A 15,840-nucleotide genomic window follows, 5' to 3' on the forward strand; every position below is an offset into this window, starting at 1 on the left:
GCTTTTTTTTATCTTATTACTTTCCTTCTACCACTTCTTTTAGGATTTGATAAGAACGTTTTTGTTTTGCCGGATCAAAAATATAAGATACAGCCATCAGTTCATCGACTTGATACTTTTCCTGGAAACTGATTAGCTGTTCACGAATGGAGGCCTTGCTTCCAAGAAGTGTCACACTGGACATAGAAGACGCAATATGACTTTCCTGCATGGACCAGAGCTCTTCCATATTTTCAACAGGCGGGCTTAGCGGATTTTTGGAACCGCGGACAACGTTTAAGAAAAACTGCTGCATTGTTGTTGATTCAAATTGGGCTTCTTCATCCGTTTCGGCTGCGATCACATTTACACATACCATCATATATGGGTTTTCTAAGTATTTTGATTTCTTGAATTCTCTTCGATAAATCGAAATAGCTTCTTCCATATGTGCTGGCGCAAAGTGAGAAGCAAAAACATATGGCAATCCCAGTTTTGCTGCTAAATGGGCAGAATCTGTTGAAGACCCTAAAATATAGACAGGAATGTTGGTATCCATGCCAGGGAATGCTTTTACAAAACCTTGCTCATCTTCTGGTCCAAAATAGGTTAACAATGACTGTACATCTTTAGGAAAAGTATAGACAGGATCATCCTTTGACCGTCTTAATGCACTTGCGGTTAACTGGTCTGTCCCAGGCGCTCTTCCCAATCCCAAATCAAGACGGTCAGGATAAATTGTCGCCATTGTCCCAAACTGTTCTGCCACTGCTAATGGAGCATGATTTGGCAGCATTACACCACCTGATCCTACTCGGATGCTTTTGGTATTTTCCAGTGTATGTTTCATTAAGATAGTAGTTGCTGAGCTGACTAATGTTGTCGTATTATGATGTTCTGCAATCCAGTATCTTTCATAGCCCATCCCATCAACAGCCTGTGCAAGATCGACCATCTGATCAATTGCCTCTTTTGGACCGCTTCCTTGTCTAATTGGTACTAAATTAAGTACTGAAACAGGTATATTTATATTTGTCATTTCTCATTTCCTTCCTTGTTTCCATTTCCGTATTATCGTAACAATTTCTGTGCAAGAAAAAAATATATCTGCTTATAACAAAGAAGTCCAGGGAAATATATAGTGAGTCTTTGATCAGTGGCTTTTTCACTGATCATTAGCGAAACTTATCAGGATGCTTAGCACTTTGATATTTCATGTTCAAGCATATAAATGTACATCTTCTAACAAATTATTTATGATGTTTTTTACATTCTAAAAAAGGTGGTTCAACAAAATGAGCAATAATTTATTTTCTTCCTATACATTGCATAATGGTGTAACATTGAAAAACCGCATCGTTATGGCCCCGATGACTAACTTTTCTTCAAATGATAACGGAACAGTAACAGAAGCAGAAGTAAACTATTATTCCCGCAGATCCCATGGTGTTAGTATGGTAATTACCGCATGCACTTATGTAACACCAAACGGGAAAGGGTTTCCTGGCGAATTTGCTGCAGATCATGATGATATGATACCAAGCTTACAAAAGTTAGCAGAAGGTATTAAAAAAGAAGGGGCAAAAGCTGTACTGCAAATATTCCATGGCGGAAGAATGTGTCCTGCTGATCTTGTCCCAGATGGAGATGTAGTGAGTGCAAGTAATATTCCTGCAACAGGAGAAAACAATCCAGTACCACGTGCTTTAGAGGAAGATGAAGTTGAAGCAATTATCGATGCATTTGGTGAAACAACTCGCCGCGCAATTGAAGCAGGTTTTGACGGCGTAGAAATTCATGGAGCAAATGGCTACTTAATTCAGCAGTTTTTCTCACCACATTCTAACAGAAGAGATGACCAATATGGCGGATCTTTAGAAAAGCGAATGGCATTCCCGCTAGCTGTTGTTGATAAAGTTACAGAAACAGTAAGAAAACATGCTGATTTTCCTTTTATCGTCGGATACCGGTTCTCACCAGAAGAAGCAGAAACACCGGGAATTACGATGGACGATACGTTACAATTAGTTGATACCCTTGCCGATAAGAAACTTGATTATTTGCATGTCTCATTAACAGACTATCAATCAAAGCCACGCAGAGGGGTAGAAGATTTAACAAAGTCTCGTCTCGAATATCTACTTGAAACAATTAATGATCGTTTACCACTAATTGGCGTTGGATCGATTTATTCAGCAGAGGACGCCAAAGAAGCGTTCGCTACGGGTGTTCCATTCATTGCCCTTGGGAGAGAATTAATCATAGATCCAGATTGGGTAGAGAAACTGGAAGCCGGAAAAGAAGAAGAGATTGTCACAGAATTAAATAAAAACAGGCAGGAGGAATTAGTTGTTCCAGATCCTTTATGGAATATTATCACAAACACTCCAGGATGGTTCCCGGGGATAAAATAAAAAATCACATTCTGTGAAACGAGAAAAATCTGAACGATTTCAAATTCTGATTGAAGAATTGCGAATGAAAGTTCAGATTTTTCTTTTGTTGAAATTCCATTATAATAGCTCAAACTACTTTTTATAAATGACAAATAGACTACACAGCTTTCTTCTTTCGCTTCTAGCAACGAGCAAACAATATCCTGCTTTTCCAAAATGTACTTATTTTATTCCTTTGGCTTGTATCCAAGTTCTGAAATCGCATTCGAAATATCCCACGGCTTATTTTCATTATCTGAAACACCATAATAGGTTCCATACTTTTTATCCGTTTCGATTGCCGCCTGGAATATGTTGACCAGGTCTTTTTCTGATAATAATGTTCTATGCAAACGATCATCCTCTTGTACTGCTTTTTCTTCGTCTGGCGGTACAGAACCGATGCGAATATTAATGACAGATAAATCGGTATTGTATGAAAAAGAAAAGCCCGCATGTTCAGAAGCAATTTTTAACACACCATACAACCCTTTTGGTGCCGGGTAATCATTTGTTGTAACTTTCCGCCCTAACGTGGAATAACCGTTATCTTCATAATAATCTGTAACATGATTGCTGCTTGCAAAAACTACTTTCGGTATATGATGAGTGTGTGCGACCATCATAAGATAATAGCTTGCTTTGAAAAAAATATCTGTCATTTGATCAAAAGCCTCCACATCCTCTACCGCTTGATCTGTCTCAATTCTTAATAAATTGATCAACACATCAGCATCCTGAGGAATTTTGTCCAGCAGCTGGTCATACTTTGTTGCGTCAACATAACGAGAAGTTGATGTCTCCTCTTGTATGGACTTGTCTAAAACTAATACCTGATATTGTTTCTCTAACCCTGCAGTCAATTTCTTTCCGACCGTACCATTTCCACCTATGATGACTATTTTCTTCATTCGTCTTTATACCCCTTCTCCTAGAATAATGATTAGTTTTGCCAATCTAGCTTCGATTATAAAAAAGCAGAGAGAAATTTAATCTGGCGCCAGCCATCTATGTCTTTATTACTTACCCATCACATGAAAAACTGAAACAAATCTGTCTTGCAAAATAGCAAAAAAAAAGCGGAAATATCTTAAAACTGGATATTTCCGCTATTAGTGTAATTATCTATTTCTAATGATCTTCACAATTTCCATTAAGATAACACTGCCAAGTGCTAATCCTGCCGCAATTAATCCTTGATCCCAGCCAAATTCTGCCGGGATATCGAAAATGCCTCTAGCAAATGGCAGGATCGTAATGGTATAAAGGACAAAACCAACTAGTACTGCCCCCAGCACATATTTATTGCTAAAGAATCCTGCTCCAAATGCTGTTTGTACATTCGATCTTGCAGGGAATGTCTGCAATGTACGGGACAGGATTAATGTCGTAAAGGCCATTGCTACACCCATCTCATCTGAATGCTGAAGACCGATATAATGAGAGACAATAACCGCGATACCAATTAATAACCCGCGAATGATCACAGACTTCAATGTACCACCAGCAAAAATGCCTTCATTAATATCTCTGGGCTTCCGCTTCATTACATTCGGTTCTGATTTTTCCATACCTAAAGCAATTGCCGGCAAGGAATCATTTACTAAGTTTATAAACAGTAATTGTAAAGCTGTGAATGGGTTCGCCCAATTCATCAGAACAGCGAACAAAATCGCAATGATCGCTCCAAGGTTTCCGGCAAACAGATAGGCAATCGCCTTTTTAATATTATCAAATACAGTCCGCCCAACACTTACAGCTTTCACAATGGAAACAAAGTTATCGTCTGTGAGAACCATTGCTGCCGAGTCTTTCGCAACATCTGTTCCACTTCCCATACCGATTCCAATGTCTGCCTGCTTCAAGGCTGGTGCATCATTCACACCATCCCCTGTCATTGCGGTAATCTGGCCTTTTTTCTGCCATGCCTTCACAATCCGGATCTTGTTCTCAGGAGAGACACGAGCATAAACTGAGATTCTTTCCAATTTTTCATCCAGTTCCTGTTCTGACATTTTATCTAGTTCTCTACCCGTTACCGCTAAGTCATCTTCATTCATTAAGCCGATTTCTTTCCCAATTGCTTGAGCTGTTGTTTTATGATCTCCTGTTATCATGACAGGCTTAATTCCTGCTTTCTTCGCTTCCTCAATTGATCCGTAAACAGCATCACGTGGTGGATCCATCATGGCTGTAAGCCCGATCAGTGTAAAATCTTGCTCATCATCCAATGTGATTTTGTGATCCTCCGATATTTCTTTATAACCATATGCCAGCACGCGCAACGCCTGTTTAGAGTAGCTTTCATTCTGTTCATGCAACTTTCCTAACCATTCTTCATTTAAATCAGTGACTTCCCCATTTACTAAAATAGATGAAGCACGATCAATCATGACATCAGGCCCGCCTTTTATCAGCATTAGTTCCTTTCCTTCTATTGTATAAACAGTTGACATCATTTTCCTGTCAGAATCAAAAGGCAGCTCTGCTTCCCGTTTATATTTTTCACGCAGTTCTTTATATGGCTGGTTTTGTTTATCAGCAAAGTGGATGAGCGCAATTTCAGTTGGATCACCTATTTCACTTTTATCTTCATTAATATATGAATCATTACATAGCGCAGCAGTTTGAATTAATAGCATCTCATTTTTTCCGAATGTTTCAGAAAATGGATTGTCTACTCCAGGTAAATATGATTCTGTTACTGTCATCTGGTTTTTCGTCAATGTACCTGTCTTATCTGTACAAATAATACTTGTCGACCCGAGTGTTTCCACTGCTGGGAGCCTGCGGATAATGGCATGCTGTTTTGCCATTTTATTTGTACCAACTGACAATACGATCGTCACAATAGAAGATAACGCCTCAGGTATCGCGGCAACAGCAATAGCTACAGAGAACATTAGTGCATCAAGTACAGCTGTTGTCATATCTGTATCTGCACCAGTAAGCCATAATCTGCCGACTTGTACTGCAAAAATAAGCACACATAAGATTAAGATAGCAATCCCCAATTTCTTACTAAATGAGTCTAGCTTACGTTGCAACGGGGTTTGCTTTTGCTCAGCTGTTTCAATCATTTCCGCTATTTTACCAATTTCCGCTTTTTCTCCTGTTGCTGTTACAACAAATGTTCCACGGCCATTCACAACAAGGGAACTGCTAAATACCATGTTAAGCTGATCCCCGATAGTTACTTCTTCCGCAATCGGATCTATTTTTTTCTGGACAGCATCCGATTCCCCTGTCAGCATACCTTCATTGATTTTTAATGATTCAGCTTCAAGTAAACGGCCGTCTGCCGGAATAAAATCGCCTGCTTCCAGTTTGACAATATCACCAGGAACCAGTTCTCTTGCCATTATCGTTGTGGTGGTTCCATTCCTTACAACTTTTGCTTCCGGTGCGGACATGTCCCGCAAAGCATCCAACGAACTTTCTGCTTTCTTCGTCTGGACGACACTAATCACAGCATTTAATATAATAACGAGGAATATAATGACAGATTCGATCACTTCCCCTAAAACTAATTGCACAATCGCTGCGACCAGAAGAACAATAACCATCGCATCTTTAAATGTTTCTAAAAATAATTTCCATGTTGGAACCTTTTCTTTATCTGCTATTTCATTATAGCCTTCCTCTTCTAAACGCCTTCTGACCCCCTCATCGGATAGCCCGTTTTCTGAAGCATCTAATGTTTTTAATACATCCTCTTTTGATTGTTGATACAGTCCCATATTTATTCGTCCCCTCCGTTATCTCTTTTGAATGTGACACTGACTTTTTCAATCCGCAAATCAGATACTTCCATTACTTTGAAAACCATAGATTGGTATGTAATAGAAGGAAATTCATTTTTCTTCGGTATGTACCCTAATTGATGAACAAGGAAGCCATTCACAGTCTCAAATTCTTCTGAAGGCAGTTCCGCATGAAAAATCTCATCTAATAAAAATAAATGCGTTGTTCCTTCCACTTCATATTCATTTTCACTGATTTTTTTAAATGGTGTCTCTTCCTGCTCACCTGGTAAATGGTGCTCACTTAAAATCTCTCCTACAATTTCCTCAATCATATCCTCTATTGTTACTAAACCATCAATACCGCCGTATTCATCAACAACCATCGCAATATGTACATTATTTTTTTTCATATCCTGAAAAGCAACATCAATCGGTTGAGATTCTAAAACGAAGTATGGTTTTCTTAAGAGAGGTTTCAAGGATGAATCATTGGACTTACTGGTTAGAAGTGGCACCATGTCCTTCATATGAAGAACTCCTGCGACTTGATCAATATTGTCTTCATAAACAGGAAAACGGGTAAACCGCTTTTCATTCATTAAATCAATTACTTCATTTAATGGCATACCAATCTCTATTGCACTGATCTCTGTTCGGTGTGTCATGATGTCGGAAACGGTTTTGTTGTTAAATTCAAAGATATTGTGAATCATTTGCTTTTCATCCTGCTCAATTGTCCCTCGTTCACCGCCAATATCAACAAGCATTCGAATCTCTTCTTCATTCGCCTCCTCTTGCTTTGCATTAGGATCAACTCCTAATAGTTTTACGATCATATTAGTGGAAAGATTCAGAATTTTCACAAATGGTGTGCTGATTCGAAACAGAAATAATAGTGGGGATACAACTCCATAAGCAATCCCTTCTGCTTTTTGCAAAGCCAATTGTTTAGGAACTAGCTCACCAATGACTAGTGTGAAGTATGATAATAGGATGGTGATAAAGACGACAGACAAGGTGTCCAGGAGATTAACTGATATTGGTACTCCAATAGAAACAAGCCATTCTGCTAAGGGTGTTGCGAAGCTGTCTGCAGCAAAAGCACTCGCTAAAAAACCTGCTAGTGTAATTCCAATTTGGATAGTAGCAAGAAAACGTCCAGGTTCTGAGAGCAGAATTTGCAGTTTCATCGACTTTTTATCTTTTTGTTCAGCTCTTCTTTTTATTTTGTTATCATTTAATGCAACTAAAGCAATCTCTGAGGCTGCAAAGAAAGCATTTATGAGAATCAGGACAATTAAGATAACTATTTCCAATAACAAATAACTCACCTTCTATAATAGAATTCTATCACTGTTATACCCTAAAAAGCTGCAATGCAATCATATATCTGAGCAAAAGTCGAAATTACGCTATATATTCAAAATTATTCCTGATTGTTGTCCAGCTTGCTTTTCAATTACTAACCAAAAAAAGCTGACCCAATTTTCGTTGGATCAGCTTTTCGTCTTAATAAAATAATTCTGCTATCGCATCTTCATAATATTGATTTGCTTTATCTGTTAAATCCTGTGCGATGTCATGTGCATTGACTTCCCCATTTGCAATGGCTGCTTCCACATCACCGTATTCCCCGCCAAAGTACACTTCATCAAGGAATGTCTGGAAGCCTGGCTGTCCTGCTCCACCTAGTGGCACTGGATTTTTCGCTCTTGCTAAGAAATCATCATAATATTGACTTTCCGGCAATAATGCACGTAATCCATCCCAGAGTTCTTGATCTTTTGTCAATGGTAAACCGTCAGGATGTTTAAAGATTAACTGGCCATTCTCATCTTTTAATGTTTGGAACGCTTCTAGCTTATGTTCCCAGCCTTCTTTGCCCCAGCCAAAGAACTTCAGTAACTCATACGCTTCACGAGGATATTCGGTAGCTGATGAAATGGAACCAAAATCAATAAATGCCGGCTTGTTTTCTGTTTGGGCATTATCTCCTTTTGGTACTACATAAGGCACCCACTTAATACCTTTATCAACAAATTCCGGTGTTGCAAATAAACCATTTGTCCACCATGCATCTAACTGCATAGCCACACGCCCACTGCTTGCAGCCCATAATAAACGGTCACCAAATGCAGCTTCTGCTTCGTCCGTATCATAGAATGGTGCATGTACCCCGCTTCGGATAAATTCTGCACGTTGTGTTACTGATTCAGCCCAATCTGTAGTTAAATCAAACTTCTCGCCATTCCAGCCAAATTCTCCTGTTGCATCCTGATTAACGATTGGTGCGATTGTTAATAATTTTGTATACGTGTTATAACCGAAAATACCTTGTTCAGGAACCGTCATCTGTTGAATTAAATCAATCATCTCACTATAAGTCCAGTCTGGTGAAGGCATTTCTACATTCATTTTTTTAAATAAATTCTCATCTAAGTATACAGTATACGGCTGATATGCTGCCGGTGCTGCCATTTTACGCTCTCCATCAAAATAACCAGGTTCTTTTAATGTATCAAGCAGATTCTCTGTTTCCGGATCAGCTTCAAAAAATTCTGTAAAGTCTCCAAGCCATGCATTTCGTATCGCAATATCCACATTACCTTGATACCAGAATACGTCAGGTAATTCTCCAGTACTTGCAAGGTTTGTTAAATGATCATTCCAGCCTTCTTGTTCTAATTGAACAAGTTCAACCGTAATATTCGGGTATTTTTCCATAAACTTGTCTGCTAAATATTGATTTAATTGCGGGTTTGCCCATGATGCATAAGAAAGTGTGATCTCTTCTCCTGTCATCTCCGGAAGTCCGCCTCCGCCTCCATTGTCCGCTGCTTCAGTGCCGCTATCAGTTGCTGCACCTTCTGTTTCCGTTGTAGGCTCATCTGATGAACAACCTGCAACTACGATCAATACCAGGAACATTGTTGCTAAAAGACCTAATAACGCTTTTTTTGACATTTTCTTTTCCCCCAATTCTTTGGTTAAATATAATATTGCATATATTGACGGTGAATCATTCACCGGTAATACCAGTTCTGTCAACACTTTCCACAAAATACCGCTGTAAGAAGAAATAGATAATTAATAATGGCAGCACACTGATAACCGTACCAGCCATTTTGATTCCTTCATTAATTTTGTTTGGACTGTTTTCGGTAACCGGATACATCGCTTCATAGTTTTGTTCAAATTGTTGTAATTGCAACAATATTGTCGTTATATCCGTTGACTTGCTCGTTAAATATAATGTGGTTAAATAGGTTTCATTCCAGTACCATACAAAGGAAAACAGGAATGATACAATGAACGCAGGAACTGCCATCGGAATGGCAATCCGGAAGAAGCTGACCAATTGGCCTGCTCCGTCTACTTCTGCTGCTTCATATAATGACTTTGGTGTTTGTTTAAAAAACTGATAAAAAATCAAAATAAAGATGGTACTGTTAATTCCCTGCCCCAATGCCGCCGGAATCCAGAAAGCATTTAATGATCCTGTTAAACCTAATTCACTGAATAATCGGTATGTCGGCATCATTAAAATCTGCGGCGGGATGATGAAACTGAATAACATCAAACCAAACAGCACTTTCTTTAATGGAAAATTAAATCTCGCAAACCCGTAACCTACTAATGAGGCAACAGCAACCTGGAAAATGGTTGGAATCATTGCAATTAAGAAACTGCCAAACAGTGATTTCCGTATATTCATAACAGAAAAAGCCTGCTCATAATTTTCCGTATAGAATGCAGATGGTATCCAGCGAATCGCCGAATCAAGCAGATCTGCTAATGACTTCATACTTGTGATGAACATATACAGCATTTGATACAGATAAACAAAGCCAATACACAATAACAATGTGTAAATGACCAGTTGAAGCAAAAATCCTTTCCGGTCATTAAAGCCAAAGAGAAAGCGGGCTGACTTTGCTTTCATTAAGCGCCATTTCTCACCTGGTGTAATTGTCTGGTTTCTCAGAACACGAATAACACTTGTTCCTTCTTTCATCGCCATTTCTATCCCTCCTTTATCTAAAAGGCACGTTTTGTTTTTCTCTCACGAAAGGCTAAGAAGATAATGATCAGCATAATTCCTATGATAATCGCATACATCCACGCCATAGCTGATGCAAAACCATAACCTCTTGTTGCATTGAACATATTGGCATAAATCAAGTCAATAATCGGATTTTGCCCGCTGTTTGCCAATGATACTAATGTGTAGACCATGTTAATAAGCACAATCGGTTTAATTGTCGGCAACGTAATTTTCCAGAAACATTCCCAGCTTGAGCCGCCATCTATCTTTGCTGCTTCATACAAAGATGGATCAATCTTCTGTAAAACAGCCAGGAATATGAGAATTTGCACACCAGAGTACCAGAGAATGATGATAATCTGACTGAACAACCCTGCAACCACATCTGTAATAAACATTGGGAAAACTTGCGACAATAACCCGATGATAATATCCTGATTTACCATCGGGATGCTGGTGGCACCTTGATCAATAAGCTGATTAATCACAGGGCCACTCGTAACAATAACCGGCAGAAAGAATATTGTCCGGAATGTTCCTTTGAACTTCACGTTCTGATTAAGTAACATGGCAATAATTAAGGCGAATACAACAATAACTGGAACACGCAATAAGGTATTCATGAAGAATCCAGCTAACTCCTGGAGAAAAAACATATCTTTTAACCATACATCTAAATAATTGTTGAATCCGACATAGCGAAACTGTAAACCAACAGGGGTAATTCTCATGCTGTTTAAACTGTAATAAAACGATTGCATCATTGGCCACAGTACAAAGACTAGAAATCCTATTAACCATGGAAGGATAAATAAATATCCATAAATAGTCTGTCGTTTTAATTTAATTGTCCTTGCACCACCTTGTAAGACATTGCTTCTACTGATGTGTCATCCATCGTCTGTGCTTTTTCACTGTAATTGACATAAACGACTACTCCATTATCATACGTAATTTTCACCATTTCTCCCTCACGCTCATGACCGGTAATCATTGCCTCACCAATCTCTTCATGTAATGCAGCTAACTCTTCGTAATATGCCGGAATCATTTCCTCATATCGTTCATATTGAGAACTGTATATATCGGAAGAGTTGGTATTTTTCAATGCTGCCGGATTTTCCTCTGTAATGTAGAAAGAAGGATTTATCCCTTGTTCTACCAGCTGCAGGAAAAATTCATCCTGGTTTGCCTGGAAATTGGTATACTCGGCATACATTGGTATTAACCCCTTTAATGTTAATGTAATAAACGGAATGTCCTCATCAGTAAAAACGTAATTGGAAGAGTTTGTTGGTAAATCGATAATTGCATTTGTTCTCTTCCATAGATAAGAGAAAGGCTGTTCTAGTAATAAATCAAATTGATTATCATAGTCAGAAATAATCTTTTCGTAATGTTCTTTTGTCGCTATCCGGTCAAATTCCTGACTGCCTTCACTGTAGGAAAATAACTGGTTTGAGATCCCGCTAATTGCTATATGATCAATTTCTCCCCCTTGGTATTCCTCAGCCATTCTTTCTAATAAATCAACAGAAGATGCCGGATTCAAATAGTTAAATGATTGATAGACATTTCCATAAACATCATCCGTATATGTTCGCTTGTTGAATTTCTTCATCAATTCATATCTAGTATTCTCCAATTCTTCCATGTTGATTCGCAACGCATCCTGATAAAGGTATAAATCAATTCCCTTATCATCTGCATTATCAAGCAGCCCTTTTAATGACAGTCCGTCATCTAATGAGGATTCCGGATCAAAGGAACGAATCGGCAGTCCACCATAAAGACCACCTTCCTGCCAGCCTTTATAAATCGACATAATACTTTCTACACCCGCATTCTGTAAATCTGTGAGAATATCATCTGCTTGACTAAAGGTTGTCATAGGGACATCTTTCTTCCTCAGTAATCCGTTTTCTACCTCTGAACCCAAAAAGTCAATCCGCGCTTTGAATGGGGTCTCTAAGTCTGCAATTAATTGATTACCTAGTAAATAATCACGGTACTCTCCTGCTAACCCCATGTAATTCGCTTGTTCACCTGTAACAAATTGATAATGAACTTTAATATCAAAATTGTTTCGATTCTTCTGGCGGACAACCATTGTCCCGGTATCCTGGCTTGTTGGCTGGTTATAAACCTGTCTGTAAATAAACTTAGAAGTAATCCAGTTGTAAGGCAGGATCGCCCCACTAGGATATGCTTCAATTTTGGAACTGAACTTTCCTTCTTCAATAATTCCTAAATAGCCAATCTCTGAATCTGTCTGAACCATTCCGAATACTGGAGCGAGAATTTTTTCCGGGTCATTGAAAGGGTCCATCTGGTTAAAAAATGATAAAACATAGGAATCATCAATACCCGCATTTCCTCCATACACCATTTCAGAATATGGCTGTTTATACTTTCCATTGTTATCTTTCAAATGAACAAGAGCACCTGATCCATCAGGAATAAACATATATCCTTCACGTTCTCCTAAAACGGAATATCCTAAAAATGGATAAACATATAATCCAGCCATTTTATATTTGTCAGATTTCTCCTCAATACTATCTTGCGGAACATCCACAGTAATTCCTTGATCCGTCAATGTCACATGAACATCAAAGGAAATCTGCAGCTCTGGATAACTTATACTGGCAACAAAGCCATTGTCATTCTTTGTGATTGTTTTCGTTGGATTTTCAGAATACATATCTGCACGATAAACAACAATGTTTGTATCAACTAAATATTCCATAACTATCCCTGAACGAGTGAAGTTTTTCCAGGATTCAGTGCTTTCGATTGGTTGCTTCACTGTGGAATACATAACAGCACCTGTTGCCTTTTCGCGAACAATCAATGACAGATTTTCTTCATTTAGATACAATTCCAAGAAATCATTTTCAATCAAAAAGGAATGTCCATCAATTTCTTGTTGCTTGGAGGCAATCGTTTCTGGTCTTTTTTCCGCAGCAGGTGCTTCACTTATTACTTGTTCTGGCTGCTGCTCTGCTGCCGGCTGCTGCTCATCAGGCGTTTCTGTTTCTGCTGCTGGTTCCTCTTCCTCTGTTGGTACAGCAGGGGCAGTCGGTACACTAACCGACTGGTCAGATTCGTCACTTTGAAACACGGCATACAGAACGCCAGTTACTATAACCAGAAATAGAATCAGTTTTATTATCGTCTTTGGTTTCATTTTAGCGATTTTCAAAGCGATACACCCCCTCATTTACAATGGATACAACGAAATCAACCATTTGTAAAATAAGTATATAAACAATGAAGAGTAGCAATACAGCGATCAGGATCATAAACAATGTTAAGAAAATAATCTTGAATGTCTCTCTTATTGTGTAATCATTAATTTCTTTGATCATGACAAACAACAGAATTGCAACCCATCCATAAATAATAAAGTTTGCTAAACTTAATAAATAAGCTTCGTTATATGTTAGAAAATTACTTGCCAAAATGATGAATGGTTTGAAAATAAAATATGGTGCAAACGCATAGATACTGCCGATAAAAATATGCTTAAACTTACCTTCTCCGTCATTAATTGTACAAATCAGATAATGACAGACAATAATAAGGAGCAAGACAGCAAAGAAACTGGCAACATCTGTACCTAATGTATACTCTCCATCACGAACGTAACGGAAGATAAAACCAGAGTAGTACTTTTCGATGACAAACAGTATAAAAAATACGATCACCCAGAAAAACGCTGACAAATAGCTTGCTTTGTTCTCATATTGAATACTGTACAAACTGTCAATAGGATGCCTGATCATCTTTTTAATAAAGGTAATGTCTTTGAGCCATTTCCAGTGTTTCTTATCCATTGACTGAGACATGCGTTCTTTCCATTTGTATTTCTTGTTTAACCGCTTCCATACCTGAGCTAAAATGAACCACAGGATAAGCAGATAAATAATATAAATTACATTCTCCCGCATCCATTTATTGCGGACTTCCCAGAATGCATCCGAATAGCCTTCTTTATACTTCGCTTGTCTAAAGGAATCTAATGCAAGCTGGTAGTTTTCCTCTTTGAAGTAAGCTTCACCAAGTCCTAAATGGGCAAAATCAAATAATCCATTTAAACGAATAACCTCCTGCCATGGACCCTTGCTGGCATCATAGTCCCCGTTTTGATAGAGTTCCAGACTTTGATGAACAAGGTTCGCAAATTCTGTTGGCTGAAAGATTTGAATTTGGTTTTTTTCCGGATCAAGTGCATAGATTTGATCAGATGCATCAATTGCAATCGCGGAAATCTTGTTGAACAGTCCGACACGCTGTCTACCATCATCCTGGCCACCGAATACAAATAGTAAGTTCCCTTCACTTGTATATTCATAAATAAAGCCATTCTCACCAGCAACAAAAATATTATCCACTGAACCGATTTCAACAGAAACGGGGAAATCATCGTAAACAGCTGTATCAAGGATATTCCTCCCGGCCACGTTTAATTTCCGAATTCCTTCCACCCGCTCTCCCTGGGAAACGGCGTAAACCAGTCCCTTTTCATCAATGTTAATATTCTTCGCTGTCGCAGGTACGGTATCAATCATTTTACTCAATTGTTCTTCCGTGAAGATCGCTTTCCGAAACACCGTCAGTGGTGTAACAATGGTCTGGTTTGGTGCAAAATAACCAATAAATTCGCCATTATTTGCATTAATTTGAATAATCCCGTTCGAGTTTCCTCTGGAAATAACATACACATTGTCCCGCTTATCCACCGCTACCTTCTCTGGAACAAAAGTGGCAGTTTCTCCAAAAAGAATACTCTCCGGACGGCCAAACTCCTGCAGTAATTCACCTTCCAGTGAGAAGACGAACACTTTTGCGGCAATTTCGTCCGCGACATACAATTTATCATCATGTGACAGAAAAATACCTGTCGGCTTTTGTAACACCTCATTTCCAATCGAACGAATAAATTTCCCGTTTGCATCCCCGACAAGAATCCGCTTATTCCCTGTATCTGCAATATATAGAAGCCCATCTTTGCCTATTTTCATATCTGATGCCTGGGTAAATAATTCGTCATCAAATTGAACAATCGTATTCTTCACGGTATAAGCGGTCTGTGTTTCCACATATTGCCCATAGCCATCTTCCGTATACGTCTTATAGGCAGTATTGGCCATTGCCGCTTCCACCGGCAGCAATATATACAGCAACAAGGTAAGTAGGACCAGTGTTATTTTCTTTATTTTTTTCATTATTCCACCTACTTTAATCCCGAATGTGACATCGTGTTCATTACTTTACTCTGTAAAATAATGAAAAGAATTAAGTTCGGCACAAACATTATTAATGCAGCAACAGCAGCCATTCCTTGTCCAACTACTACATTTGTCTCCACCGCTAATGTGTTCATAAAAAATGCCAATGTCCGCATGTTTTCACTTGTTGTAAATAAGTTTGAAGTCTCCAGATCATTCCATACCAGCTGGAACGCAAGAATAGCTGCAGTCGCTACCGCCGGCATAATCAATGGCAGAATGATTTTCCAGTAGATTTTGAAGTTACTGGCTCCGTCAATAATAGCTGCTTCAATTAACGAATCTGGTATTTGATCAATAAACTGCTTAATCAAAAACAATCCAACAGGCATTGCGATTAA

Annotated in this window: 11 protein-coding genes; 1 reads left to right on the forward strand and 10 read right to left on the reverse strand. The window is 38.6% G+C overall.

All coding sequences use genetic code 11. From position 1 onward, the window contains the following. Positions 1-16: 16 nt before the first annotated feature. Positions 17-1,018, reverse strand: coding sequence for an LLM class flavin-dependent oxidoreductase (locus tag F9U64_RS02665; RefSeq protein WP_153401367.1), 1,002 nt, complete (start codon positions 1,016-1,018; stop codon positions 17-19). 256 nt (positions 1,019-1,274) lie between these two features. Between F9U64_RS02665 and F9U64_RS02670 the strand changes: the two genes are divergently transcribed. Beyond that, entirely contained in the window at positions 1,275-2,393 is a 1,119-nt protein-coding gene (locus tag F9U64_RS02670) for an NADH-dependent flavin oxidoreductase (RefSeq protein WP_153401369.1), read from the forward strand. Positions 2,394-2,602: 209 nt separating this feature from the next. Here the strand turns inward: F9U64_RS02670 and F9U64_RS02675 are convergent, their stop codons facing one another. The 9 genes from F9U64_RS02675 to F9U64_RS02715 all read right to left on the reverse strand — a co-directional run. Further along, on the reverse strand, positions 2,603-3,325 hold the full coding sequence (locus F9U64_RS02675) for an NAD-dependent epimerase/dehydratase family protein (RefSeq protein WP_153401371.1): 723 nt from the start codon (positions 3,323-3,325) through the stop codon (positions 2,603-2,605). A 210-nt stretch (positions 3,326-3,535) separates the two neighbouring features. Next, on the reverse strand, positions 3,536-6,154 hold the full coding sequence (locus F9U64_RS02680; RefSeq protein WP_153401373.1) for a cation-translocating P-type ATPase: 2,619 nt from the start codon (positions 6,152-6,154) through the stop codon (positions 3,536-3,538). Between the two features lie 2 nt (positions 6,155-6,156). Continuing rightward, positions 6,157-7,491: a hemolysin family protein gene (locus F9U64_RS02685; protein ID WP_323125815.1), complete on the reverse strand. Its 1,335-nt coding sequence runs from the start codon at positions 7,489-7,491 to the stop codon at positions 6,157-6,159. 178 nt (positions 7,492-7,669) lie between these two features. After that, positions 7,670-9,124, reverse strand: a complete 1,455-nt coding sequence (locus tag F9U64_RS02690; RefSeq protein ID WP_153401377.1) for an ABC transporter substrate-binding protein — start codon at positions 9,122-9,124, stop codon at positions 7,670-7,672. A 55-nt stretch (positions 9,125-9,179) separates the two neighbouring features. Continuing rightward, on the reverse strand, positions 9,180-10,181 hold the full coding sequence (locus F9U64_RS02695; protein ID WP_228275563.1) for a carbohydrate ABC transporter permease: 1,002 nt from the start codon (positions 10,179-10,181) through the stop codon (positions 9,180-9,182). Between the two features lie 17 nt (positions 10,182-10,198). Further along, positions 10,199-10,966 (reverse strand): carbohydrate ABC transporter permease, encoded by a 768-nt coding sequence (locus tag F9U64_RS02700; protein WP_194287258.1) that lies wholly within the window; start codon positions 10,964-10,966, stop codon positions 10,199-10,201. Between the two features lie 77 nt (positions 10,967-11,043). Then, positions 11,044-13,410 (reverse strand): DUF5696 domain-containing protein, encoded by a 2,367-nt coding sequence (locus F9U64_RS02705; protein WP_153401381.1) that lies wholly within the window; start codon positions 13,408-13,410, stop codon positions 11,044-11,046. Further along, positions 13,397-15,436, reverse strand: a complete 2,040-nt coding sequence (locus F9U64_RS02710; protein WP_153401383.1) for a YIP1 family protein — start codon at positions 15,434-15,436, stop codon at positions 13,397-13,399. The genes F9U64_RS02705 and F9U64_RS02710 overlap by 14 nt, the downstream gene beginning before the upstream one ends. A gap of 8 nt (positions 15,437-15,444) precedes the next feature. Further along, positions 15,445-15,840, reverse strand: a 396-nt coding sequence (locus F9U64_RS02715) for a carbohydrate ABC transporter permease (protein WP_153401386.1), incomplete at its 5' end; no start/stop codon positions are given.

The sequence above is a fragment of the Gracilibacillus oryzae genome, from assembly GCF_009498735.1.
In the GTDB taxonomy this organism is placed as follows: Bacteria; Bacillota; Bacilli; order Bacillales; family Amphibacillaceae; genus Gracilibacillus; species Gracilibacillus oryzae.